This window comes from Mesorhizobium sp. LSHC420B00 (assembly GCF_000503055.1).
In the GTDB taxonomy this organism is placed as follows: domain Bacteria; phylum Pseudomonadota; class Alphaproteobacteria; order Rhizobiales; family Rhizobiaceae; genus Mesorhizobium.
This window is the reverse complement of the sequence record NZ_AYVY01000048.1, coordinates 1-24,414: the sequence shown is the minus strand read 5'-3', so window position 1 is coordinate 24,414 and position 24,414 is coordinate 1. Positions and strand designations below refer to the sequence as shown.

26 protein-coding genes and 3 pseudogenes are annotated in these 24,414 nt (G+C 60.7%); 9 read left to right on the top strand and 20 right to left on the bottom strand.

Annotation, left to right across the window (positions count from 1 at the left end; all coding sequences use genetic code 11):
• Positions 1-548: 548 nt before the first annotated feature.
• The 5 genes and pseudogenes from X760_RS0140360 (at position 549) to X760_RS72075 (ending at position 5,006) form a co-directional block, all read left to right on the top strand.
• The gene (locus tag X760_RS0140360; protein ID WP_023722911.1) at positions 549-848 is read left to right on the top strand and encodes a hypothetical protein; all 300 of its coding nucleotides are present in this window, start codon (positions 549-551) and stop codon (positions 846-848) included.
• Between the two features lie 479 nt (positions 849-1,327).
• Positions 1,328-1,624: pseudogene (locus tag X760_RS72090) on the top strand (nicotinate-nucleotide diphosphorylase (carboxylating)); the annotation flags it as partial.
• A 428-nt stretch (positions 1,625-2,052) separates the two neighbouring features.
• Positions 2,053-2,247, top strand: coding sequence for a hypothetical protein (locus X760_RS77565; protein ID WP_023722909.1), 195 nt, complete (start codon positions 2,053-2,055; stop codon positions 2,245-2,247).
• Between the two features lie 1,178 nt (positions 2,248-3,425).
• Positions 3,426-3,614 (top strand): insulinase family protein, encoded by a 189-nt coding sequence (locus X760_RS79280; RefSeq protein WP_348633267.1) that lies wholly within the window; start codon positions 3,426-3,428, stop codon positions 3,612-3,614.
• A 333-nt stretch (positions 3,615-3,947) separates the two neighbouring features.
• The gene (locus X760_RS72075) at positions 3,948-5,006 is read left to right on the top strand and encodes a class I SAM-dependent methyltransferase (protein WP_031195349.1); all 1,059 of its coding nucleotides are present in this window, start codon (positions 3,948-3,950) and stop codon (positions 5,004-5,006) included.
• A 396-nt stretch (positions 5,007-5,402) separates the two neighbouring features.
• Here X760_RS72075 and X760_RS72070 read toward each other — a convergent pair whose 3' ends face one another.
• From X760_RS72070 to X760_RS75880, 11 genes and pseudogenes are all read right to left on the bottom strand, one after another.
• The gene (locus X760_RS72070; RefSeq protein WP_023722901.1) at positions 5,403-6,821 is read right to left on the bottom strand and encodes an FAD/NAD(P)-binding protein; all 1,419 of its coding nucleotides are present in this window, start codon (positions 6,819-6,821) and stop codon (positions 5,403-5,405) included.
• The gene (ssuD, locus tag X760_RS72065) at positions 6,818-7,993 is read right to left on the bottom strand and encodes an FMNH2-dependent alkanesulfonate monooxygenase (protein ID WP_023722900.1); all 1,176 of its coding nucleotides are present in this window, start codon (positions 7,991-7,993) and stop codon (positions 6,818-6,820) included. The genes X760_RS72070 and ssuD overlap by 4 nt, the downstream gene beginning before the upstream one ends.
• Positions 7,994-8,026: 33 nt before the next feature.
• Positions 8,027-9,274 (bottom strand): SfnB family sulfur acquisition oxidoreductase, encoded by a 1,248-nt coding sequence (locus tag X760_RS72060; protein ID WP_023722899.1) that lies wholly within the window; start codon positions 9,272-9,274, stop codon positions 8,027-8,029.
• Positions 9,271-10,062: an ABC transporter ATP-binding protein gene (locus X760_RS72055; RefSeq protein WP_023722898.1), complete on the bottom strand. Its 792-nt coding sequence runs from the start codon at positions 10,060-10,062 to the stop codon at positions 9,271-9,273. Before X760_RS72055 ends, X760_RS72060 begins: the two co-directional genes overlap by 4 nt.
• Positions 10,063-10,149: 87 nt before the next feature.
• On the bottom strand, positions 10,150-11,481 hold the full coding sequence (locus X760_RS72050) for an ABC transporter substrate-binding protein (RefSeq protein WP_023722897.1): 1,332 nt from the start codon (positions 11,479-11,481) through the stop codon (positions 10,150-10,152).
• A gap of 49 nt (positions 11,482-11,530) precedes the next feature.
• A complete protein-coding gene (locus tag X760_RS72045; RefSeq protein ID WP_023722896.1) occupies positions 11,531-12,568 on the bottom strand; it encodes a branched-chain amino acid ABC transporter permease in 1,038 nt (345 codons plus the stop codon).
• Between the two features lie 3 nt (positions 12,569-12,571).
• A complete protein-coding gene (locus tag X760_RS72040) occupies positions 12,572-13,468 on the bottom strand; it encodes a branched-chain amino acid ABC transporter permease (protein WP_023722895.1) in 897 nt (298 codons plus the stop codon).
• Positions 13,468-14,370, bottom strand: a complete 903-nt coding sequence (locus X760_RS72035) for an ABC transporter ATP-binding protein (protein ID WP_023722894.1) — start codon at positions 14,368-14,370, stop codon at positions 13,468-13,470. The genes X760_RS72040 and X760_RS72035 overlap by 1 nt, the downstream gene beginning before the upstream one ends.
• A gap of 55 nt (positions 14,371-14,425) precedes the next feature.
• Positions 14,426-15,526: a dimethylsulfone monooxygenase SfnG gene (sfnG, locus tag X760_RS72030; protein ID WP_023722893.1), complete on the bottom strand. Its 1,101-nt coding sequence runs from the start codon at positions 15,524-15,526 to the stop codon at positions 14,426-14,428.
• Positions 15,523-16,056 (bottom strand): NAD(P)H-dependent oxidoreductase, encoded by a 534-nt coding sequence (locus tag X760_RS72025; protein WP_245278785.1) that lies wholly within the window; start codon positions 16,054-16,056, stop codon positions 15,523-15,525. The genes sfnG and X760_RS72025 overlap by 4 nt, the downstream gene beginning before the upstream one ends.
• Positions 16,057-16,377: 321 nt before the next feature.
• A pseudogene (locus X760_RS75880) lies at positions 16,378-17,064 on the bottom strand (TonB-dependent receptor plug domain-containing protein); the annotation flags it as partial.
• Between the two features lie 62 nt (positions 17,065-17,126).
• Between X760_RS75880 and X760_RS78985 the strand changes: the two are divergent.
• Entirely contained in the window at positions 17,127-17,252 is a 126-nt protein-coding gene (locus X760_RS78985) for a hypothetical protein (protein ID WP_023722890.1), read from the top strand.
• A gap of 66 nt (positions 17,253-17,318) precedes the next feature.
• Here X760_RS78985 and X760_RS0140345 read toward each other — a convergent pair whose 3' ends face one another.
• Positions 17,319-17,777 carry a hypothetical protein gene (locus tag X760_RS0140345; protein WP_031195338.1) on the bottom strand — a complete coding sequence of 153 codons (459 nt, stop codon included), beginning with the start codon at positions 17,775-17,777 and terminating at the stop codon, positions 17,319-17,321.
• Positions 17,778-17,902: 125 nt separating this feature from the next.
• On the bottom strand, positions 17,903-18,505 hold the full coding sequence (locus X760_RS72015) for a hypothetical protein (protein WP_023722887.1): 603 nt from the start codon (positions 18,503-18,505) through the stop codon (positions 17,903-17,905).
• Positions 18,506-18,703: 198 nt separating this feature from the next.
• On the opposite strand from X760_RS72015, the gene X760_RS0140340 reads away from it, so the two are divergent.
• Complete coding sequence (locus X760_RS0140340) at positions 18,704-19,174, top strand: helix-turn-helix transcriptional regulator (protein WP_245278784.1); 471 nt, start codon at positions 18,704-18,706, stop codon at positions 19,172-19,174.
• A gap of 110 nt (positions 19,175-19,284) precedes the next feature.
• On the opposite strand, the gene X760_RS72010 is transcribed toward X760_RS0140340, so the two are convergent.
• From X760_RS72010 to X760_RS71995, 4 genes are read right to left on the bottom strand one after another with little or no spacing between them, the layout of a single operon-like run.
• Complete coding sequence (locus tag X760_RS72010; RefSeq protein ID WP_023722885.1) at positions 19,285-20,601, bottom strand: HAMP domain-containing sensor histidine kinase; 1,317 nt, start codon at positions 20,599-20,601, stop codon at positions 19,285-19,287.
• Positions 20,598-21,143, bottom strand: coding sequence for a hypothetical protein (locus tag X760_RS72005; protein WP_156948359.1), 546 nt, complete (start codon positions 21,141-21,143; stop codon positions 20,598-20,600). Before X760_RS72005 ends, X760_RS72010 begins: the two co-directional genes overlap by 4 nt.
• Positions 21,133-21,834 carry an FkbM family methyltransferase gene (locus tag X760_RS72000; protein ID WP_198030580.1) on the bottom strand — a complete coding sequence of 234 codons (702 nt, stop codon included), beginning with the start codon at positions 21,832-21,834 and terminating at the stop codon, positions 21,133-21,135. The genes X760_RS72005 and X760_RS72000 overlap by 11 nt, the downstream gene beginning before the upstream one ends.
• 4 nt (positions 21,835-21,838) lie before the next feature.
• Positions 21,839-22,468 (bottom strand): response regulator transcription factor, encoded by a 630-nt coding sequence (locus X760_RS71995; RefSeq protein WP_023722882.1) that lies wholly within the window; start codon positions 22,466-22,468, stop codon positions 21,839-21,841.
• A 141-nt stretch (positions 22,469-22,609) separates the two neighbouring features.
• Between X760_RS71995 and X760_RS71990 the strand changes: the two genes are divergently transcribed.
• The gene (locus X760_RS71990; RefSeq protein WP_031195334.1) at positions 22,610-22,954 is read left to right on the top strand and encodes a hypothetical protein; all 345 of its coding nucleotides are present in this window, start codon (positions 22,610-22,612) and stop codon (positions 22,952-22,954) included.
• Here X760_RS71990 and X760_RS76960 read toward each other — a convergent pair.
• From X760_RS76960 to X760_RS71980, 3 genes are read right to left on the bottom strand one after another with little or no spacing between them, the layout of a single operon-like run.
• The gene (locus X760_RS76960; protein ID WP_156948357.1) at positions 22,951-23,115 is read right to left on the bottom strand and encodes a hypothetical protein; all 165 of its coding nucleotides are present in this window, start codon (positions 23,113-23,115) and stop codon (positions 22,951-22,953) included. The two genes, X760_RS71990 and X760_RS76960, sit on opposite strands and share 4 nt — an antisense overlap.
• Complete coding sequence (locus tag X760_RS71985; RefSeq protein ID WP_023722879.1) at positions 23,102-23,659, bottom strand: hypothetical protein; 558 nt, start codon at positions 23,657-23,659, stop codon at positions 23,102-23,104. Before X760_RS71985 ends, X760_RS76960 begins: the two co-directional genes overlap by 14 nt.
• Positions 23,656-23,865, bottom strand: coding sequence for a hypothetical protein (locus X760_RS71980; RefSeq protein ID WP_031195330.1), 210 nt, complete (start codon positions 23,863-23,865; stop codon positions 23,656-23,658). Before X760_RS71980 ends, X760_RS71985 begins: the two co-directional genes overlap by 4 nt.
• A gap of 130 nt (positions 23,866-23,995) precedes the next feature.
• On the opposite strand from X760_RS71980, the pseudogene X760_RS0140325 reads away from it, so the two are divergent.
• A pseudogene (locus X760_RS0140325) lies at positions 23,996-24,414 on the top strand (type VI secretion protein); the annotation flags it as partial.

Here is a 24,414-nt window from a genome sequence, read left to right as displayed (position 1 = left end):
TGGTGGCCGGAATGAAATCGGAATGACTGGCCGGCTTCAAATCGGAATCGGTGGCCGGCTTCATCGGAATACGCAGTTCGCAGCCATCTCGACCGATTGGTGGACTCCTGACTGCGGGATCTAAGGAGCTTTTCCTAGCCTATAGCTAAATGGAAAGACGCCCATCCCCTCGATTGAGCCAACCCAGACCCAACCTACTGGACTCCAGAGCGAAAAGAGCGCGTGCGGCTCGTGCGACTTGTGGGGAAAAGGAAATGGCGCCTCGGCATGACTGACTCCGACTGCCTGAGCGCCGGCTTTCAGTGCGCGCAAGGGGAGCGTTCCGGTGGCCAATGCTGCTGTTGGAACGGAGCAGGTGGGTTGTTCTAGCAACACGGTTGAGTGTCCGGGGTGCCAACAATGAACAAATGCGCAGGAACACTCGATCCGCGCCTTCTGCAGGCCTGCCTACAAGCTGTGCAAGTGCACAGGTAGCGAAGGTGCGCGCATTCAAGCACGTTTGAGCGTCGGCGCAATTTCCATGCCGACCACCAACGGAGATATCTGCGATGACCAGCAACATGCGGCTAATGAAAGCGAGCGAGATTCCCGCCTTCGTCGACAAGGTGATCGAGGCTGGCTGTGATATCTGTGCGATCGGTCACTTAGGCTATTCACTGGGCGATGTTGACGGGAAGGTACCCTGGCGCAAGGTAAAAAGAATCGTGGAAGAGTTTGGCGATCGTGATCACCTGCTACCGGAGATCGTTGCCTATCTTCGCTCGATAGGTCGGTACATAGAACTCACGTCGTCGACAAACGACGGCCGGAGACCGCACAAAACAGGCACTCGAAATTGGAACGCATAAAGGACGGGTCGGATACGATTGTCGAATCCGGCTCCTTCACCGACATGACGAGCTCGACTTCCGGACGGGTATTGACGCCAATGAGCTGTGGTTTGCCCAACAGGGCAATAACCTGGTCTTCTCGTACTGGGCACCACGGACAAGGGTCGGTCAGCCCCCCAGTGGCATTGCGATGTGCTGTCGTTTCTGACTCTGGCACCATAGTTCAACCCGATAACCGCAGTTTACTGAGAGAATCCACAACTTCGTAGCTGCGGCAGGAGAGAACCAAGCAACAGCTAGAAAACCGCCGCCGAGTTCCATAATAGCGTTATGAAATGTCCTGATCTGGCAAAATAGGAATGTCGCTCCTGCTTGTGCCTTGCCAGTCTCTCGCCTTCGAGAGCGGAGAGATTGCATCTTGACTGAAATCGCATTGAGGCCCTTGTCGAGGGTTATAGAGCGGCGGATGACGAGCGTTGCCGCCGCAAGCGTGGCTGGCGCGAGCAAGCGTAGCTCATCTCGTCAAAATCGAAGTGGAGGTCGATACGCTGATCCAGTTGGAGGAGGCACTTGGCTTCGCCCCCGACGCTATCCTGCTCGACAACATGTCGGTCGATGAGTTGCGCCACGCGGTGGCGATGGTTGCCGGGCGGGTGGTCACCGAAGCATCGGGCCGGATTACGCTCGATATGGCTGCGCAGATTGCTGCGACGGGCGTCGATCTGGTCTCCATCGGCTGGCTGACCCATAGCGCGCCGATCTTGGATATCGGACTTGATTATCGGGACTCATAATCGACTGATGGACGGCACCGGGCGGATAAGTTTTCCGGTCACCGTCAAGCGGCTAGCAGAGAAGCCGTAAAGGTCAGAAACCAGGGAACAGGATGGAAATGGACGCAACGATTTCGACGAAGACGATGCCGCCAGGTCAAGCACATGACTTGGCGCGAAATGCGCAAGAAAGGCTTTCGTGGCCAGATCGGCGTCGTCTCTGAATGGGCGCGGCGCAGACGCCTTGCTGAAAGNAATGCGCAAGAAAGGCTTTCGTGGCCAGATCGGCGTCGTCTCTGAATGGGCGCGGCGCAGACGCCTTGCTGAAAGGACCGATCAAAGCGCACTTGCCCGCACGCCTTCGGCACGAAGCATGGCCAAGCTCATGACGCTGGCGCGTGACGACCTGTCCAAATCGGACGCTGTACTGATCGGGGCAATCGAGAGCAATGTTCCTGACCTCGGTCATCGCGCGAACGCTGATCGACGACTTTCAGCAGATGATCCGATCAAAGGCGGCCGCAAAACTGGACACTCGGCTGGACGGCGCGAAGGCAAGCCTCGTCGGCTCCTTTGCAAACAGGGTCGAAAAGGACATCGCCGCAGTCCGCAACGCCATCATCTCTCCGTGGTCGAATGGCTAGACCGAAGGCCAGATCACCAAGCTCAAACTCATCAAGCGGCAAACGTACGGCCGCGCCAAGATTGATCTGCTCCAGGCGCACCTTGTCGGTGCAACTTAGGCTGTGGCCGCAGCGAGAGTGCCGAATGAGGACCCCGTTTAAGGGGTGATTCTCGTCCAAACGGTTCGGATGGGCGGTCGTCCGCCAGCAACTTCTCCTTGCTAAGAATCCGGCATCCTCGAAGGCCTCGCGCCAGTTCGAAGCGCATTCATATCCCCCTCCGCAGCAGCACGCGCAAGCATCGTCACAAGCCCCGAGCCGCTTCGCGTTCGGCGCTGTCCAATTTCCGACAATGTCGGATACGCAACGTAGCAGGGTCAGATCTACCAGACTGCGTATAAATGGTTTTCTCATTTGGCACGGTACATGCATCATCATCCGCAAACACGTGCCCGACCAAAGAAGACGTCGCATGATCACCTCACCAAAACATACCGCCGCCGCGGAACAAATCACTTCGCCCCGAACCTTGCTTATCGTCCGTCCCGTCACCACAACCGGAGCCATCCGCTTCGTCTTCGACGGCGGCACCACGCAGGACTCGGCTGACAAGGAGGGACTGGCCAATTTGATGACCGGCCTGTTCGACGAGGGCGCCGGCGATCTCGACAGCGATGCCTTCCAGGCGACGGTTGACCATGCCGGGGCCGAGATGAGCTTCGACGCGCAGCGCGACGGCATTTATGGCAGATGCGCATGCTGCCCGAACGGAAGGACGCCGCCTTCGATCTGCTCAGGCTCGCGCCTAACAGCCCCCGCTTCGACCAGGAGCCCGTCGACCGCATCCGCGCCAAGCGGCGCAGAATCTACGGCACGCATCCTTATTCGAGGCCGGACGAGGGGCACCAAGGAGAGCCTCGCCGGCATAACGCCGGTCGATCTAGGCGCCCTCCACAAGGCCGCTTTCGTCGGTGACGGGCTGCACGTAGCGGTCGTCGGCGACATTGATGCCAAAGGCCTGAGTGAAAGGCTCCACGACTCGGTCGGCGATTTGCCTCAGAAGCAGGCGATCGCGCCGGTGGCCGATGTCGCCCCGAGCTCGGCCGGCGTAATTGGTCGCCTACGACCCGCCGCAGACTTCGCTGCAGCTTGTTTTTCCCGGCATCGGACGCAGCGACTCGGAATTCTAAGCCGCACAGCTGATAAGCAAAATACTCGGAGGCTCGCCATTTACCTCACGTCTGTTCCAGGAAGTGCGCGAAAAGCGCGGCCTTGCTTACGGTATCCATTCCAGATTGAAAGACTACCAGCATTCCAATGCGCTTGTCGTGACCACGGCGACGCGCGCCGACAGGGCGGCCGAGACGCTCGGCGGATACGCCACGTGATCAGGGGGTTGGCGGAAACAGGGCCGACAGAGGCCGAGCTAAAAGCGAGCAAGAACTATCTGATCGGCACCTATGCTACCAACAATCTGGATTCCTCCAGTTCGATTGCAGCCACGCTTGTCGGGTCTTGGCATCGGCTACACCAGCGCCGCGCCGCCCTCATCGATCGACCAAGTCGAGGCAGCGGCAAAGAAGCTGCTTTCGGCCGAACCCGCCATTATGGTGATCGGCCCGCGCGTGGACGCCAAAGGATGGGCCCGGGCTCCAATTTCGCCATTCTTCTCCCCTTGTGAGGCTTTTACCGGGAGAGATCGAGCCCAAAGGGAGATTCCGATGTCTGAAGCGAGTCAGCAAAAGTTGGACACATTCTTGGAGAAAATGGTCTGCGATCTCGGTGCGATCGCTACGGGCGCGGGAGTCTTGTTGGGAGACAAACTCGGCCTGTTCGAGGCATTGCGCGAAGGCGGCAAGATGACTGCCGCCGAACTTTCGACACGCACCGGCACCCAGGAGCGCCTTGTAACGGAATGGCTTTCCGGGCAGGCGGCTGCGGGGTATGTCGACTACGATGAAGCCAACAACAATTTCTATCTCAACGCCGAGCAGGAACTGGTGTTCGCCGATGAAAATAGCCCGGCCTTCATGGCTGGCGCATTCGAGTTCCTATCCGCGCTGTGGCTCGACGAAGAAAAGGTGAGGCAAGCGTTCCAGTCCGGCAAGGGCGTTGCATGGCACGATCATAGCGCGTGTCTGTTTCGCGGCACGGAGCGGTTCTTCCGTCCAGGCTATAATGCCAATCTGATCGACTCCTGGCTGCCGGCCCTGGAGGGCGTAGTCGAGAAGCTCGAACGCGGCGTGGAGGTCGCGGATGTCGGATGCGGTCATGGCGCATCGACGGTGCTCATGGCACGTGCTTTCCCCAATTCGCGCTTCGTCGGCTTCGATTATCACGCCCCTTCGATCGAGCGCGCCCGCAAGGCCGCCGAGGAAGCCGGCGTCGGCGCCAACACGCGCTTCGAGGTCGCGGCCGCCAAGACCTACCCCGGCACCTATGACCTCGTCGCTTTTTTCGATTGCCTTCACGACATGGGCGACCCGGCGGGCGCCGCCACCCATGTCCACGGGTCGCTCAAGCCGGATGGCACGTGGATGATCGTCGAGCCGTTCGCGCATAATCATCTAGCGGCGAACCTCAATCCCGTCGGACGCGTTTACTATGCCGCTTCCACGTTCGTGTGCACGCCCGCATCCCTGTCGCAGGAAGTCGGGCTCGGGCTTGGCGCCCAGGCCGGCGAGGCGAGGCTACGCAAGGTGGTGACCGGCGGCGGCTTCAAGCGATTCCGTCGCGCCACGGAGACGCCGTTCAACATGGTGCTGGAGGCCCGTCCCTAGCGCGGCCGTCGCTAGAAATTGCAGCTCATCGCTTTATGGTGAAGATCTCGTCAAAATCCGAACTCACAGTTATCGACAAATTTCCAGAGGCGTCACCCCCCTGACATCAGATTGGAGTTGTTAGAAGCCAACAGTAGTTGAAGGCACACGCAGCCAAGCTCGTCGCCTAGACTACTTCGGTGCTCTCAGAGAAGCCAACTCCGAAGACCGTACTCCGCTCAAACGCGCAGTCTCTCCACCTGAACTTGGGCGACTTCGGCGGCGTCGGCGACAAACGCGAAAAGCGCCAGGAGCGGCACTGCGACCAATGGCGCTTTCATAAACCTCGAAGGCGCTTTCAATCCTGGCGATGCGTTCCGTCAGTGTCATCTGAATAGACTCATGCTAATCACAGCTTCACGACGCCTTGCGACGCAACGCCGTTTGGTATCCCAACCATTGGTGAATTTCGGCGGCGATGCGCTCGGTATGTGCGGTGACTTCGGGAATTCCCATCAGTTCGCCGACGCTGCCGCGCGCCAATGGCCCGCTGACGAAAATGCTGTCGGTCGGGCGCCCGGATGTGCCGACCGCACGGCCTTGGCTGTCGGTCTCCAAACCAAGACCAATCGGGTCGAGCCGGACCAATCCCATCCGCTCGAGCGCCGCAATCGCCGTGTTGGTCCGCAAGATATCGGCGTGCGCCGGTCCGGTCGTCACGATCACACTGTCGAAAGCCTCGACAACGAGGCTGCGTTGGCCACGCAGCCGCTGCCTGACGCAAATGCGTCCGTCGACCTGTTCGGCGCCGACAATCGTTGCGGCGCGATAGGCAAGCCTGCCCTCGGCAACGCCGCGATCAAGCACGGCCGCGATCTGTGGAGCGATGCGGAAGCGATGCACATCCCACAGCGCGCGAAGATGGCGCACCACGCGGCGCTGCTCGGCGAGCGGCAAGGCCTGCCAGATGATTTGCCCCTGTCGCCGGACGGCGTCGAGCACCGGGTGCCAGCCTTCGCCCCGACGCTTGGCATCAAGGATCGTGGCCCGGATGCGCCTGAACAGTGCCGTTGCGCTGCGTGAAGGCAGGGTCGTGAAATCGCCGATCGGATCGCCACGCGAGGCTGCATGGCTGCGCGAGCGGTAGCCATGGCGCGAAAGTGCTGTGATGCTGCCGCGATGCCTCCTGCGGTCGAGAGTGGCGATGACGTCCGCCGAGGTCAGCCCGGTGCCGACGACCAGGACATGGTGGTCGCGCTCGATCGCTTCCAGTCGTTCGAGATCATAGGGATTAGCGACCAGACCGGCGGCGCCGGCTATAGCGCGCAAGGCTGGCGGTAAGGCCGGCGGCGGATGAGTCGTTGCGACAACCAATGCATCGGCCGCGAGCGTTCCGCCGTCGGCAAGGATGAGGCGATATGCGTCGCCGTTACGCTCGACCGACGCGACGGCGGATCGGACGTGCCGAATCGTCTTGCTTTGCAAAAATGGCTGAAGGTGGGATTCGACATAACGGCCGAAAACGCGACGCTGTGGATAGGCCGCGCCGTTGGTAGTGATCGCCTCGGCGTCATTCAGAACGGCGCCGGTCTGCTCCAGCCAGTCGGCAAAGTGGCTGTCCTGGCCGGAGATCAGCGTCATCCTCGAGGCCGGCACATTGATGCGGTGTGAAGGATCGGTCGTCGAATAGGCCAGACCATAGCCGAGCCTTTCGCGCGGCTCGACGACCACGATATCGGATGCACTGGCCGGGAGCAGCCGCGCCAGATGAAACGCAGTCGCCGCACCTGAAAAGCCGCCGCCGACAATCGCTATGATCGGTTCGCTGGCGCTCAAGACTGGCTCGCGCGCAGCGACGACGGGCGATGGTCGCCGGCCACCGTTTCGCCGAAGGGGCCCATGTTAACCGCCGTCGGCCGCGTCGAGATTTCGTGATCGAGCGGCAACAGCGGCAGCACCAGTTCGCCGAAGCGATAGGCTTCCTCCAGATGCGGATAGCCGGACAGGATGAAGGTATCGATGCCGATGCGCCGGTATTCGTCGATGCGCTCCGCCACCGTCGCCGCATCGCCGACCAGAGCGGTGCCGGCGCCGCCGCGCACCAGGCCGACACCGGCCCACAGATTCGGACTGATTTCGAGTTTGTCGCGACGGCCGCCATGCAGCCGGCTCATGCGCGACTGGCCGACGGAATCCATGCGCGCGAAAACCTTCTGCGCCTCGGCGATCGTCTTGTCGTCCAGGCGGCTGATCAGGCGGTCGGCATCGGCCCAGGCTTCGTCATTGGTTTCGCGAACGATGACATGCAGCCTGATGCCGAAACTCACCTGGCGTCCGGCCTTCTCGGCAAGGCCGCGCACATGGTCGACCTTGGCGGCGACGTCAGCCGGCGGTTCGCCCCAGGTGAGGTATTTGTCGATCTGCTCGGCGGCGACCGCATTGGCCGCCTCCGACGAGCCACCGAAATACAGCGGCGGATGCGGGGTCTGCACAGGCGGGAACAGCAGCCTTCCGTCCTCGATGCGGAAGTGCTTGCCTTCGAAGGCAATGGTCTCGCCGCTGAGCACGGCCTTGTAGATATCGAGAAACTCCCGCGTCACCTCATAGCGCTCATCATGGCTGAGGAAGATGCCGTCGCCCTTGTTCTCGACCGGGTCACCGCCGGTGACCACGTTGATAAGCAGGCGCCCGCCGGAAATGCGGTCGAGCGTCGAGGTCATCCGCGCGGCAAGCGTCGGCGATTGCAGGCCCGGCCGCACCGCAACGAGGAAGCGGAGCCGCTGCGTCAACGGCGCCAGCGCCGACGCCACGACCCAGCTGTCCTCGCAGCTTCGGCCGGTCGGCAGCAGCGCGCCGTAATAGCCAATGGCGTCGGCGGCCTTGGCGACCTGGGTCAGATAGGGCAGGTCGACCGCCCTGCCCCCCTCGGAGGTGCCGAGATAGCGGCTGTCGCCATGGGTCGGAAGAAACCACAGGACCTTGATCCTGTCGGGGATGGCAGTGCTCATGAACAGTCCTCTATGACTTTACGGCGTTCTCGCTCAGCTCCAGGCGTGTAGCGGCGGGTTGACGTCGTTCAGGTAATAGTTGCCGAGGATCGCGTATTTCCAGCGCACCGGATCGTGCAGCGTGTGGGTTCGGGCGTTGCGCCAGTGCCGGTCGAGATTGTGCTCGGCCAGTGTGGATCGCGTGCCGGCGAGTTCGAACAGTTTGTTGGTGGCGTTGATGGCGATCTCGGTGGTGAGGATCTTGGATTCGGCAACCGCGATCTGCGCTTTCGCGACGGTCCTATCGTTCGGATCGGCCACAGCGCGATCGACCGCAAGGCCGGCCTTGTCCAGAACCGCCTCGGCCGCATTGGCCCGCAGGCGGAGGTCGCCGACCGCCTGGATCGTGTAGGGATCCTGCCAGGCATGATCGACGCCGCTGTCGATCCACGCGCGCGACTTGGTGCGCACGAAGCTGACGGTTTCGTCGATCGCCGCGTTGGCGATGCCGAGATCGACAGCAGCCTGGATGATCTGGAAGATGGCGCCGTCGGCCGTCGGCCGGTCATAGCCCTTGTAGCCGGGGACGAGATGCGTCTTCGGCACTTTCACATTGTCGAGCAGGACTGTGCCGGACAGCGTCGTCTTCTGGCCGAAGCTCGACCAGTCGTCGATGACCGTCAGTCCGGGCGCGCCGCGATCGGCGATGGCATACCAGGCCCGGCCCTCGTCATCGAGCGCCACGATCGGCACCAGATGGGCGAGCAGCGCGCCGCTGGAATAAAATTTCTGGCCATTGACCACGACGTGGTCGCCAGCGTCGACGAATTTGGTCTCAAAATCGGCCGCCCGCTTGGAGCCGAATTCCGAGAACGCGTTGCCGAACCGCGTGCCGGACAGAACTTCGGCGAAGAGCAACTGCTTCTGGGCCTCGTCAGAGACGGTGCGGATGGCGGCGACGACGCCGAGATGGTTCTGCGGAATCTGGCCGAGCGACGGATCGGCCGCCGAGATGATGGTGATCACCTTCGACAGCGTCACATAGGAGAGTTCCGGTCCGCCATAGGCCTTCGGCACGTTGATCGACCACAGGCCGCTCTGCGAAAACGCATCGAGCTCTTCCTTCGGCCAGATGCGCTCGCGATCCCGCCTGGAGGCGTCCTTGGCGAAGTCTGCGGCCAGTTTTTCCGCCACAGCGATCGCCTCGGCGTCGGTCTTGATGACATGCGCTCTGGCCGACGGACGCTCAACCGGGGGGACGGCGCTGCGGATATCGGACGGCTGCTTCGATTGGATGGTCATGCTGCGGTCTCCTGGGGAAAATGTTGCGATGGAAGCGGCGTGCCGCCGAGATAGTAGGTCTTGATGTCGTCGCGCTGGCGCAGGTCGGCGGCCGACCCTTCCAGCACGCTCTTTCCGTTTTCGAGCACGGTGGCGCGGTCGGCATATTTCAGCGCCACTGCCGAATTCTGCTCGGCGACAAGGATCGAAAGATCTTCGTCCCGATTGAGCCGCTTCAAAGCGCTAAAAATCTCGTCGACGATCAGCGGCGCCAGCCCCATCGAAGGCTCGTCCAGCACGAACAGTTTCGGCCGCGACATCAGACCGCGGCCGATCGCCGTCATCTGCTGCTCGCCGCCGGAGGTGAGGCCGGACCGGGTTCGCCGCTTCCCGGTGAGCCTGGGGAAAAGCGCATAGACGCGGTCGAGGTCGGCCTTGACGCCGGTGCGGGAGGACGAACGCCCGAGCGCGCCGGTCAGAAGGTTCTCCTCGACCGTCAGCGAGCGGAAGCAGTGTCGGCCCTCGAGGACCTGGACCAGACCCTTGCGGACGAGGTGAGAGGGGCTTGCCCTGGAGACATCCTCGCCGTCGAAAGTGATCCGGCCAGCGGTAACGGTGCCGCGCTCGGCCGGGAGGAGATTGGATATGGCGCGTAGCAGCGTCGTCTTGCCGGCGCCGTTGGAGCCGAGCAGTGCGACGATCTCGCCTTTACCGACCGACAGGTCGACACCGTGCAGGGCGGCGATGGCGCCGTTGTAGACGGCCTCCACGCGACTGACCGACAGGATCGGATTTTCCGGGCTGGACATCGATGACTCCGCAATAGGCAGGAAATCGCGGCCGGCCCGTGGGCCGAGATCGGAAGAGCNCGTGGGCCGGCCGCGAGTTGTTTGACTTCAGTTGCTGACCACTGCTTCGGCGTCTTCGGCCGTGCGGATCTTGATGCCCTTTTCCTTGGCATAGGCCTCGGACGACTTCTCGATGATCGGACGCAGCAGCTTCCAGTCGGGCGCAATCCAGTCGGAGACGACGTTCCACTTCTTGCCGTCCCACTGCTGGAAGGTCACGTAGCCGTCACCTTCGTGATTGTCCCAGGAGACGTTGATCGAGTGGAACAGGTCCTTGGCGCCCAGCGCCTCGACGCGTGCCGGATCGAGCTTGAGATGCTCGAAGCCCCAGCGGACTTCGTCGCCGGTGAGCGTGCGGTTGCCGAACTTGGTCTGCGCGATGCGGACCGCCTCGACATTGAGGATGCCGTTGACGATGCCGAGATTGTGGTAGACCGAGCCGATACGGCTCTTTTCCTCGAGATTGCCTTTGCCGGCGCCGTAGACCGTTTTGACGATCTCCTGGACCACCGGATACTGCTCGCCTGACGCCTGGGTGGTGATGGCCGTATAGCCCTTGGCGGCATCGCCCGCGGGGATCACATCCTCTTCCGAATTCGACCAGACATTGCCGACGATGTGATCGGCCGGGAAGCCGGTCTTCTGCGCGGTCTTGAGCGCAACCGGGTTCATCACGCCCCAGCCGCGCAGCACCACATAGTCCGGATGCTCGCGACGGATCGTCAGCCACTGCGCCTGCTGCTCGTTGCCTGGATGCGGAACCTCGATCTGCGACAGCTCGAAGCCGTATTTCTGCGACAGCAGCTCATAGATCGGAATCGTCTCCTTGCCATAGGGCGAGCCGTGATAGAGCACGACGATCTTCTTGCCCTTGAGCTTGTCGAGGCCACCTTCCTTGGAGGCGATATAGTTCACGATGCCCGAGGTCTCGCTGTAGGGATTGAGCAGCAGCGGGAAGACGTAAGGGAACACGCGTCCGTCCGTGGTGTCGGTGCGGCCGTGGTTGATGGTGATCAGCGGCACCTTGTCATCGGTGATGCGGTCGATCATGGCATAGGCGATGCCGACCGAAAGCGGGTTCCAGGCGGCGATGCCGGGATTGCTCTTCAATCGTTCATAGACCTCGACGCCCTTCTCGACCTCATACTGCGTCTCGCCCTCGCTCCAGGTCAGCTTGACGCCGTTGACGCCGCCGTCGCGGATGTTGATCAGGTTGAGATAGTCGATGAAGCCGCCGAAGAAGCCGGTGCCGCCGGCGGCATAAGGGCCGACGCGGTAGCTCTGCAGGGGAAAATACTGCTCGTCGGCGTGGACCGCCGTCGCGCCGAGGACGAAGGCCGTGGCGATCGCCGCTTTCTTGAGGTGACTGAAGAAGGTCATGGATTGCGTCTCCTGAGGTTGTGGTCCGTGAGAGGATGTCGAGCGGCGCTCAGCTGGACCTTGAGCCGATCCGTCGTTTCAGGCGGTCGAAGAGGGCCGACAGCCCGTTCGGTTCCGCGATGAGGAAGATGATGATGAGCGCGCCGAGCACGATGCGCTGGCTCATGTCGAGAACACCCGAATCGAACAGTCCGCCAAACAGGAAGGCGCCAAGCCGCGACAGGATGAGCGGAAAGATGACGATGAACGCCGCTCCCAGAAAGGCGCCGCGTATCGAGGCCAGCCCGCCGATGATGATGATGAACAGGATCTGGAACGAGCGGTCGAGATTGAAGCCGGCCGGCTCGACCGTGCGCAGATAGGTGAAGGCCCACAGCACCCCGGCGACGCCGATGATGAAGGACGAGATGGCGAACGCGAGCAGCTTGGTCTTCAGCACAGGGACGCCGATCACCCGCGCGGCGGTTTCGTTGTCGCGCACGGCGATGAAATTGCGGCCGGTCGCGCTGTTGACCAGGCGCCAGACGAGCGCCGTGAGCACGATGACCGTGGTCACCGAGAGCAGGTAGCGGCCCGTCGCCCTGTCGAGCGAGAAGCCCGCAACGGCAAGGTGCGGCGCCGAGATCACTCCGGATGGGTTGTCGTTGGAGAACCAGCCGAACTTGGTCAGCGCCCACTGCACGAAGAACTGGGCGGCGAGCGTCGAGACGGCGAGATAGAAGCCGCGCAGGCGCAGGCTCGGCAATCCGAACACGACGCCGATGCCGGCGGCCGAAATCCCGGCCAGGATCATGGTCGCAGCCAGCGGCAGTCCTTCGACCCGAAGGTTGAAATTGTAGGCGGCGAAAGCGCCAACCGCCATGAAGGCGGAGGAGCCCAGCGAAAGCTGGCCGCAATAGCCGGTCAAAAGGTTGAGGCCGACCGCCGCCAGGCTGAGCGCAAGGAACGGCAGCAGGATCGCCTCGACGAGATAGCTCGACGCATAGGCGGGGATCAAGCCGTAGGCCACGGCAATCAGGGCGACGGGCAGAGCTAACCTCTGCCAGTCGATGGGAAGCCTTGCGGCATCGAGCGCTTGCACGGCCATCGGTCAGACCCTTTCGACAGTCTTCTGGCCAAACAGGCCGGAGGGGCGCACCAGCAGGACGACCAGCGCCAGCGCATAGGCGAACCAGCCTTCGATGCCGCCACCGACAAAGGGTCCGAGGTAGACCTCGGCGAGCTTCTCGCTGGCGCCGATGATGAGGCCGCCGACGATGGCGCCGAGGATAGAATCGAAGCCGCCAAGCACCAGCACCGGCAGCGCCTTCAGCACGATCAGCGACAGCGAGAACTGGACGCCGAGGCGCGCGCCCCACAAAAGTCCCGCGACCAGTGCCACGAACCCCGCGGCCGTCCACACCGTTCCCCAGATCCGGGGCAGCCGCAGCCCGACGGCAAGCGCGGCGAACTGGTCGTCTGCGACGGCGCGAAACGCCAGGCCGATCCGGGTCCAATAGAAGAATGCGCTCAAGCCGGCGACCATCGCCGCGGCAATGCCTGCAGCAAGAAGATCGAACGACGAGATCAGGATGCCGCCGACCTCGAACGGCGTGTCGTCGATGCCGAGATCGAGCCCGTGCACCTGCGTGCCCCACACCAACTGGGCAGCGCCTTCAATGATGTAAGACAGGCCAAGCGTGGCCATGAACAGCGTCATCGGCGAGCGATTGACCAGCGGCCTCAGCACAGTTCGCTCGATGGTGAAGCCCAGCGCAACCATGACCGCGAGGGTAATGAGCAGCGAAAGCGCAAACGGGATGCCGCGTTCGACAAGGCTGACAAAGGTGAGTGCGGCGAACAGCACCATCGACCCTTGCGCGAAGTTCAGCACGCCCGACGTCTTGTAGATCAGCACGAAACCGATGGCGACGAGCGAATACATGACGCCTGAGAGCAAGCCACCGACCAGCACCTCGATGACGAAGAGGAAATCATAGTAGCTCATCAGATGCCCTCGCCATGTTCGCCTTCGGCGGTGCCGATATAGGCCCGGATCACCGCCGGATTGGCCCTGACCTCGGCCGGTGTCCCGTCGGCGATCTTGCGGCCGTAGTCGAGCACGGCGACGCGGTCGGAGAGCCCCATGACCACGCCGATGTCGTGTTCGATGAGGATGATGGTGACGTCGTGCCGGTCGCGCGCTGCGCGCACGAAACCGGCCATCTCGGCCTTCTCGGTCGCCGTCATGCCGGCCATCGGCTCGTCGAGCAGCAGGATCTTCGGCTCGGCGACAAGCGCGCGCGCCAGTTCGACCCGCTTCTGCAGGCCGTAGGGCAGCGTTGCGACCAGGCGATCGGCGACGGCCTCGAGATGCAGGAAGGCGATTGTCTGGTCGACCTTTTCAGCGATCGCGGCATCTTCGCGCCGGGCGCGCGGTAGACCGGCGATATGTTCGACGAAGCTGGCGCGCCGGGTGTGGACGCGGCCCGACGCGATGTTGTCGCGCACTGAAAGCCCACCGAACAGTGCCAGGTTCTGGAAGGTGCGCGCGACGCCGAGCCGTGCCAGACGGCTTGCCGACACCCGGGAGAAGGACTGGCTATCGATCGCGATCTTGCCCTGATCGGCGTGATAGAGGCCGCTGATGATGTTGATCAGCGAGGATTTGCCGGCGCCATTGGGACCGATCACAGCGCGAATCTCGCGGCTTTTGACCTCGAGGTCGACATCCCGCAGTGCCGTGACGCCACCAAAGGAAATGCTGATCCCGCCCAGCGCCAGGATCGCATCAGCCTTTGCCGACAGGCGCGCCGGGCGCGTGTCCTCGACGGGACCAGCACCAGCAAGAATGCCGGAAATTTCGGGCGCGCGCTCGTATGCGGCGGCTCCCAGCGAAGCACCAATCATGAAACGTCCCTGATTTTAAAGGCGTGCGGGCGGCGGCCTGGAGGCCGCGCGTGTCCTATTCCGCGGCGACGAGCTCCCTGTCGCGCGCCGCTTCCAGTTCGCGCACCAGAGGGATGACGCGCTTGCCGAAGAACTCCACCTCTTCCTGGAAATGCAGGAAGCCGAGCAGTATCAGATCCGCGCCGGCATCCTTCAGCTTGAGGATGCGTTCGGCAATCTGTTCCGGCGTGCCGATGAGATTGCTGCGGAAGCCGTCATTGTATTGGACAAGATCCTCGAACGAGGATTTCGCCCAGTTACCCTCGCCTTCCGGCGACGCCTTGCCGGCATTCTTGACCTGATCGGCGAAACCCTGCACCGCCTCCGGATTGGCCTTGGCGATGATCTCGTCGAGCACGGTGCGCGCTTCTGCCTCGGTTTCGCGAGCGATGGCAAAGGCGTTGACGCCGATCTTGACCTTGTGGCCATTGGCCTTCGCCTTGGTCTTGATGTCGTCAACCTGCTTCTTGATCTCTTCCGGCGTGTTGCCGTTGGTGAAATACCAGTCGGAAACCCGCGCAGCCATGTCGCGCGCCGCGCGTGATGAGCCGCCCTGGAAGATCTCCGGCTGCGGATCGATCGGCTTCGGCTTCATCGAGTAGTTGGTAAAGCGATAGAAGTCGCCCTTCAGAGTGAAATTGTCCTCGGTCCAGATGCCGCGCAGCGCACGGATGAATTCCTCCGAACGGCGATAGCGCTCGTCATGGTCGAGCCACAGCTCGCCGATGGCGGCGAACTCACCGCGGAACCAGCCGCTCACGACATTGACCGCGACACGGCCATTGGTCAGGTGATTGATGGTGGCTATCTGCTTGGCCGCCAGCGCTGGATTCCATGGGCCGGGCAGGATCGCCGCGATGACTTTCAGCGTTGTGGTGGCCGCGAGCAAGGCATGGCTGAACGAGACGGATTCGTGCTGGTTGTCGGCGCCATAGCCGGCCGTGAAGCGTATCTGGCTCAGCGCGTAGTCGAAGCCGTTGGCCTCGGCGATCTGGGCGAGCTTGCGGTTATAGTCGATGTCCCAGCCGGTCCGCTGCTCGATGTTGGAGATGACCAGGCCGCCCGAGACGTTCGGGACCCAGTAGGCGAATTTCACGTTGTCGGAATTCGAGGTCATTTCGTTCGTTTCCCCTTTTGATTGGCTTCAACCGACGCGCGTGGCGACGGCAGTGTTTGCATCACTGGAATTAAGCAAGGAAATCGCTTCGGTAGCGGCCCGTGAGATGCGCTCGATAATCGCCGCGCCGACGATCTTGGCATCGACGAAATCGTCGGGCGCGCCGTAGACGCCGGTCGGGACCGTGACGGCCCCGAAAAAACCGAACAATGGCCGGAGCTGATGTTCGAGAACCAGGCCATGGTATGGACTTCCGCGGTTGCCGCGAGAAGCACGGTCTTGCCCGTCAGTGCACGATGATCGACGAGGTCGAACAGGTGCTTGAGAGCGCCGGTGTAGGACGCCCGATAGACCGGCGTTCCGACCACGAGCAGGTCGGCCTTCTCGACACGCTGGATGATCGCTTCGCCAGACGCGCCGAGCGCACGACGAGACAGCCCGGCGAAAATCGACGGCGCCGCCTCGGTGATTTCGATCAGGCCGGCGTCCGACGGGACACGCGACGCGACCGCCTTGACCAGCGCGCTCACCACCGCGGTGGTGCGGGATGGCGTACTAACGCCGCCGGATATGCCGAGAACCGAAATTCTTGCCACGTGTCGTCGATCTCCTGTTCCACCAAGGGGATGCCCGGTTGCCAAGACGGGATCGTACGATATTACACAAAATCTATAGAGATAAGGAATTATCTTTTGATTTTTCCAAACCATTGAGAAAATCGGAGTGCTGACGCCTCATTAGCATGAGCTCTAACATCCGATTGGCGGCAAACCGCGGGCGCAGACCGGCCAGGCTTGATCGTGGCGATCGGCGCTCCGTTGCCCGGTGCGGCCCGCGCCGCAGATTGTCACCACCGGCACGTCGCGCTTTTGGTCGTCGATCGGCGTCGCCGCCGTGATAGCTGCCGTTGAATCGGACCCCGAACTGCCGCTCGGCGCCGAAACGCCCGCTCACATCGAGATGCCCGCCGCCCTGGGGGCTCGACCGTGTCAGATCGACCTCGGCCCGCGCGCTTGGGATGATATTGGTCGTACCCCCCGAGACTGCTGTTCGGCGCGATGCCATAAAGGAGCGCCACCGGTCCTTTGAGAACCTCGATCGCTCGATATAATCGGTGAACAAGCGATAGGTCGGCGCGACCCCGAACACACCATCGAACGCGACCTCGCCAAAATTTCCTTCATTGATCGGAAAGCCGCGAATGTAGAAGGAATCCAATATCCCGCCGGTTGAATGGGTGCTCCGTACCAAGGATCATTGATCATCACGTCGTCCACCGTGCGTGCGCCCTGATCCTCGATCGTTTGCGCCGTGTAGCTGCCTATGTTGAACGGCGTATCCATGATGTCGCGATTGCCGAGCAGGCCCAGGCGCCCGCCTCGCGCGACTTGTCCGCCCGGATACGCTTCCGGCAGATTGTCGATCGTTGCGGTCAGGGGCAGGCCGCCCAGCCCCACCACCACGATGCGCTCGAGCACCGTGCCATGGAATGTTCGTTTCATTGTTGACAGGTTAGTCATGCAAGACCTCCTGACCATCCGCACCCAGCTCTCGCCAGGCAAGGCAAAACGTTCTTGGTCCTTGGCGTGAGGGGACTTGGATGAGGAAATCTGTTGGGCTGTTCGCTGCGCTGGCCGTGATGGGTCAGGACGCCGCTGCGCAGGAGTCGACGGCTGATCGTCTGATGAAACTAGACCGGGAAGACGGTTATGCCGGACTTTTCTGAAACGCCGGTGGCTGGCGCCCGAGGTCAGAACATATCGGTTTTCGCTCGCCTTCCCTCTCGGCTCACTCACTTGTGCGGCATACAATAGACGCCCTCGGATTCCATGAGTACCGCGCCGCCCTTCAACTCGCTCATTGCGCCGACCCAGGCTTCCGAATAAGTGCGGCTGGCATCCACGGCCGTCAGCCAAAGAACGCGATTGTCAGCCAGTTCGACTTTAACTTCCTGCTGCAAAGGGCTTGCCTGCACGGTCTGTTGATAGTGCCGTTTGATCCTGACATTGCTGGCCGGGAACTCAGCTTCGTTGCTGCCATAGTTCAGCACAAACCTAGTATGGTCCTCGGCCACTGTGCAACTGCCGTCACGCTCACACACGATTTTGGCGGCGGTCTTGCAGTCCCATTTCAGTGAAGCGGGCCACATCGGATTGTCCGCGCTCGATCGCGGCTTCTCGCTCTGGCTAGCCACCGCCAAGCCTGCCCATGGGCCCATTATCGCAGTCGACAGGAGCAGCGCCTTCAACACTTATTACCCTTCCCTGATCCAGTACCGTATTGCTGTCTCGAAGCTATCGCTGGCGTCGGGGTGAATGAACCGGACAGACACGCCTTGTGATCCTCATGGCGACTCATCCTGCGTGATCGCCTGGCTTATGGCATGTTGAGATTGAACCAGCTTTTCTGGCGCATGCCGTTCGCGTCGTCATACTCGATGAACCAGGGCTTTCCGCGCACCGGCCGAGAGATGGTGTAGTAGGTGGGGCCATTACCAAGGGAATGCCCTCTATCGTTGCCCGTGATCTGGATTTTTGCCGTCACCAACCTACCGTTGATTTCGATCTGGGCCTGTCGAGATCCGTTGTCATGGTCTTGGCCGAGACGACTATTCGTGAAAGTGGCGGGCAGGGTGAGCCTGTCGGAGCTGATACGGCAGATGTTCCGTTCTTGCCTCATTCCTCGCCGATCGGAGTCGTAGCTGCCAGCTGCTTGCCAGCCAGCTGGACAATCCTCATACTTCTCGAATCTCGCGGCGCTGGAGTTGGCTTGTGGACAGATCGGCCAGTTAAAACCCGGCGCTTTCATCGCCGCCATCAACTTGTAGATTGACGGGTGGCAAGAAGGAGTGGCCTGCCAGTCACCGGACAGGCAGAGGAGGACCTGACAGCCCCATTCCGATGCCTGTGATTGGGATGGAAGAGCCGCGGCGCCCACGACGACGGTGGCACCCACCAAGAGATATTTCAGCATGTTCATAGCCTTTTCCTCGCTGCGGATTCTGATACTTTACTATGGATCATCCGCGCGAAAAAGGACAGATCGAGAAGGCAGGTTGTGCGACTACATCGATTTATGAAACGAGACGACGCGGGCCTGGTCAACAACCCGTTGCGCGCCAACATTGCGAGAACGCTGGAGCGGGAGAGAGCTAGGCGTGGCCTATCCCATATGCACATGGCCGAGCTGTTCCGGACCGTCGAGGGCGAAAGGCTCGCCTACCGGACATACATCCAGACCGTGCGACAGAAAAACAATGTCACCCTGACGACGTTGCAAATCATGGCAAGCGGCTTGCATGTGTCAGTTGCGGACCTGCTCGCGGGCGGAAAAAAACTTCCCGAATGGGCGCATCAGTTGGACGAAAATGCAATCCGCATGCGTCTGGCGCACATCATCGACATTGAGCGAAAACGACGCACTTTGCTCCGCTATAAGATGGCCGAGCTCATCGGCGTGGCGGAGGCGACATTCATGAAATTGGAACGCGCAAGCGGCAATATCAGCGTCGACACAATTGCGGCGATCGCCAAGGCGTTGAAACTTGATCCAGCGACCTTCCTCTTTTCCGATAAGGTCCCGCCATCAACTGATCTACCTGATTCTGACGCACCCGGAGGCGTAGGTTCTCATTTCAGAGTGCCGTGAACTTCCAGCGTCATCATCCGTCTAAGCTGCGCTACACAGAATGCCTGGCAGGTTTTCGCCGTGATAGCGCATACCGGTGCATTCAGGTGAAAATGGAGCAGAGCTGACAATTAGGCGCGCCACGTGTGTACCTTTTTTCGCCCGCGCCTGAGGAACGACTGCCATGACGTGGCGGCAGTCGAATGCACCGGAATCCTGATCTCTACGGTTGTGCCGGCACCGGGAGCGCTGTTGATGATGAGCCTTCCTTTCAGCGTCGAGACCATCTGGGAACATGCGGTCAGTCCAAGGCCAGTATGATTTCCAGCTCGCGTTGAAAAGAAAGGTGTAGTTGCCTTCACAAGGATTGCAGGCGACATGCCTGCGCCGTTGTCCGCCACATCTAGTACGAGGTAACTGCGCAGGAGGAAGGGACGTCGCTTGACTGTCGCGGAGATGAGAATTGGGGCGTTTCTGGTGCCGGATAGAGCGGCAAGAGCGTTTTCTATCAGCTCATTAACGACCAACCGTAACGGCGTCGCCGGAACAGGTTGCAGACGTGCTTTAGGATCGACCAAAACTTGCACCAAACTGCTGCGATCGTGCGCGAGATCCTCGAGGAGTGGGCCGAGCGCCACGGTGCTGGAATCTTGTGGCGCATAGGCGATCTGAAGGACACTGTTGGTGATCGATTCCAGTTCAGTAGCAGCACTGCGCGCAGCCTCAAGCATTTCGCCGCTCGGTTGCTTGTCTGGTTGTGCGTGCTCAAGGAACAGCCTCAAGGCTGTAACCCGCGATCGGGTCATATGCGCAAAGAGCGAAGCGAACGAGCGCATATGCTGGTCACGGCGATTGGCCAAAGCATAGCGTTGATGGATAACGAGATAAAAGGTGGCACCCAGGCCAAGTGCGATGGCAAAGATGAACCAGTTGCGCGAGGCCGCAATGTCGATGCTGGCGGTCTGCTGCAAGGTGGCACTGTGATCAACGGTAGAGCTGGAAATCTCGTAAATTGACTGTTCCAGCTTGGCCATGTCGGCAATGGCTTGGGTGTAGTTTGTACGCGCTGACACAAGAGGGGCAATTTTCTGTTCGAGGGTTAGGCCAATCCGGCCCAGGAGTTCGGCATCGTGGTCGGGAAAAAAGCGGTTCAGATAGGGCAGGTTTTCCAACTGCGCGACGTTGACGTTCACCAACGCCATTTGTCGATCGATGTCCGCATCAAGCTTGCCCGTCTCGTCGGCAATGCGAAGATAGCCATAGACTCGTATAAGGCGCTCGCGAATCTGTGCCGCGCGCCACTGAATCTCGAAAGTCTGATTGAGGATGGCATCCGTCTCCTGACGGTAGCGGTTCGATTGCATGAATGTCCACGCACTCAGCCCAAGCGCTGCAGCCATACCGAGATACGGCAGAACAGTGAGCAAACGGCCGTTTAAGAACTTCATTGCGTGGCGCGCAGGATGACTGGGAAAAACACCCAGATCGAGTTTCTTGCGGGAACATATGAAGCAGGCAATTGGTCGAAGGGCCAAACAATGAAGATGGGGCCTTTTTCTACCATGCTGATCGGGCGGAAATCCTGGCCCGGCGGGCAATGCGAGCCGGCCTTGTCACTCTCGTTGCAACGACGTTCGATCGCCAGGATCGGATTATAAGACCGGATTTCGTCCATATGAATGTCGGAAACGAAGTTGTCATAGGCGACAACTTTGACCTCCTGCACGGCGGTGACTCCGGCCTTGGCAAGCACATTTGCAAGCAGCGGCCCACGATATTCGATTTTCTCGTTGTCGCTCGTCCAAGGCGTACGCGTGTCATAGGTCTGTTGTGGAAAGTCTGCCCGCAGCTGCTTTACTGAAAAAACGGCGACAGTCTTGCCGCTGGCGTCTTGAACCGACACTTCGTTGGGATCGAGCGGAATTTCCTCGGCGGCGCTGGCGAGCGGAAGGGCTACGGCAAACATGACGGCGAGAGCATTACGCAACATCTTCCACATCCTCGTATTCGCGGGGGCCATCGTTCTTAGCGAAGAGGACGCAAGGTCCTCGGGAGCCCCGCGGATCGTAGGCAAATCCCTTTTCTGCTAGGGCAAGGGTGATGTTGCGGATGCCGTCAAGGCCATAGAGGTGGTCGTGCAGCTCAAGAAAGATGCGTTCGACGCCGGGCAGCTCGGCATCCTGCAGAAGTTCTTTCTCAGCTCCTTCAATGTCCATGACGAGGGCGTTTATTCGATGATCGGCGATGAAACGATCGACGTCGGCCGAGACGATCGAAAGTTCGCGCTCATATGGTCCTTGGTCTTTGTCCGTGGAAGACATCCAAAGGTCGCGGCGAACGTAGAAGGTGAAGGACCGCGGCGGGCCTGCTGTGAGGATACCCTGCGAATATGTGACATTGTCGAGATCGTTGGCCGCTATCACGCGCTTCGCTAGTTCCGCTGTTGCGGGATTCGCTTCAAAAGCCCACACCTGAACGCCGGGGATTTTCGCGATCAGTGCGGTGATGATGCCGATACCGGACCCTAGCTCCAGTACGCGATCGCGCGCCTTGACTGCCCTGAAGATCCACTTCGCTTCCTTCGCCTCATAGCTCTGGCTTTGAAGCGCTCTCCAGATAACCGGCGAAACATCCTGTGGTGCGACAGGAACCTTGATTCCATGGACGATCATGGGCGCAATTGTCTCACAGACCTCGTGGGAGCGGATGGCCTTGCCGCATGAGCTTGGCGCGAGCCTGCTTGTAGTATTTCTCGGCCGAGCCGGCATCAATGGCCAGCCGGTCGGCCATCAGCGAAAAGATTTCCTTGCGTTTCACGCCGGGTTCGCGATGCGCCATCATGTCGATGGCCTCTTGTTCGCGCGGTGTAAGAACAGAAAAGCGATAATCGGGTTTCGTCATGACAACCCGCGACAGGCGCAACGAGAATCCCTTGGTGGAAATATCGTCCAGCACGTCCCTGAACACGCCGGGCGCAAGCCCGGTCTTGCCGAGATAGGCGGCAGCGCCGATTTGCCGGAAGCCATCCGCCTCGCAAAGGTTGTCAGAACCGGTGACGACAACATGGATCGCACTGGGTGAAGCCTCGATGATCTTGTCGACGACAGCGACGCGGTCGCCCTGTGACGTGGGATCAAAACCGGGCAAGCCAGGATCGATCACGACAAGATCGAAATGATTGTTTTGAAGCTCGGCAGTCGCGATGTTCAGCGTCTCCGCTCCCAGGACAATGCATTCTTCGAAGCTTGCTTGCACTTCGTTCATCAGTGCCAGACGCATAAGTGTCTGGTCTTCGACCACCAGGGCACGAAACATTGGAAGCCAATCCCTCTACGCATGCGCCCACCGCCCCTGTCTCTCAGAATTGGTCGCTTCAAAAAAGGGATGATGTCATCCCTATTTTTCCTCACCTCCCGAGCTACCAGTATGTGACCGATGTACGCCAGGGCGAGGACGATGCCTATTCAACAGGTCTGCAGCAATGGACAGATGGAAGCGGCTGAAGACGTCGCAAAACTGATTGCGGAACATCGTCAGAGCGTTGCCGCGCTTGAATGTATCGGCAAGCGATGGATGGGGGCCGAAGGGCCGGACGCGATCGTGCTGGGTGAGAGGCTGGACGCGGTCATGGCGGAGGAGGCCGCTGTGCGAAGGCGTGCTGCCATTGCTCCAGTAGCCACTATCGCGGAAATGAAAATGAAGGCTGCTTACTTCCAACGGCTGACGGCTCATGGCTGGTGCGAGATTGATGTCGACGATTGGCGCGCGTTGCTCGGTTCCTTCACGAAACTGCAGCCCTAAGAAAAGATCGTCGAAATCCATGAGGCCACGGTATTCCAGCCCGCGTAGATGGCCGCCGGCACCAAAATGATCGCGATGAACGCAGCCGCTCCGCCAATGGCGCCGTCGCCGCGTCCTTCCACAGGATAGTAATATCTGTGCGCTTCATCATCGTGTTTCATGCTGTCTCTCCGACCGCTTGTTTAGCAGCAGTCGCACAGGATGCCGAAACGTTGTGCCCCACAAACCCGCACGTTTCATCTTAGCGTTGATTTCCGCGATCAGATAGTTCTCATTGACGGCTTTGCCGTTTGCGGTTGTTGCGGCAAACGCGTATCCGGTCGCTATCAGCGCCGTGCCGACGTCGATTGTGTCGCCATTCAGCTGCGCACCGCACACGACAAAAACCGCCTTGTCCAGGGCGTAGCCGATTGGCTGGCATGTAACCGCCGCGCTATCGAATAGGGCTGCAAGGTGCGCCAGCGAGGTGTTCCCGCAATCGATTTTGTTTCCATTTTGCTCTTCGGCTGACGTGCCTCGAAGACATGACTGGACGCCATAGAGGCGGAAAAGGTGATCTCCATCACGCCAGGTATCTCCGGTCAGCAGTTGAGCCGATTTCGATACTGCCAAGGGCGTTGGCACGGCAGACTCGGATGCATCCTGGGCCTGGGCCGAAGCGCACAAACCAAATGCGGCCAGCACTGCGAAGCTCGCCTGCTTCATTCCTGGAACTGTCCACCGAGGTCGGCCGAATGCTCCAGATCGGGGCGCAGCGACTTGCCGTCCTTGTTGCGTCCGATCGCCGCCATGTCGAAAAAAACCATTTCGTCATCGTCGTAGGCGACGTTGTACAGGTCGTTTGCGTTGCCCGCACCGACGAGAGAGAAACACGACACGGCGTCGGGTTCACCCTTCGTGCTTTGCAGCACAAGTGTTTTGCAAAGCACGACAGATGCGCGATTGTTGTAGATTGCCTCTTCAGATTTTACGGCTTATGGTGCACGTCTTCTCGGTCTCGTGAAGCGCCGCAACGGCTTCTTTTCCGAGCCCGCGGAATTTTTGGCGAAGATCCTCGCCGGCGGCGTCGATGTGGAAATGCCTTTGCCGCGCATGTCCCTTGGCGATGTGCTGGCGACGCGGCAGCTGTTTTTCGGCAAGTCCGCGCTGGAACTTCGCGGACCGGACGCTGGCAAGCTCGGCGCCATTGTGTCGATCAAGGAATACCCACCGTTCACCGCGCCGGGCTCATTGGACGGTCTCTTGCGCCTGCCACAGGAGTTTGTCCTGACGCAGAGTTTTGCGATCGAAGATCGTGTAACGGCGATGCGCAGGATCAACACCATCGCGAACCAGGTTGAAGGATCGGACGAGGCGGGCACGACCGTTGAGGAGTCCGTCCACGACGGCGCCGACAAGCTGGCCGGCGGCGAAGTCGTCTTCGGACAACATCACATGAGCGTCATGGCATTGGCACCGGA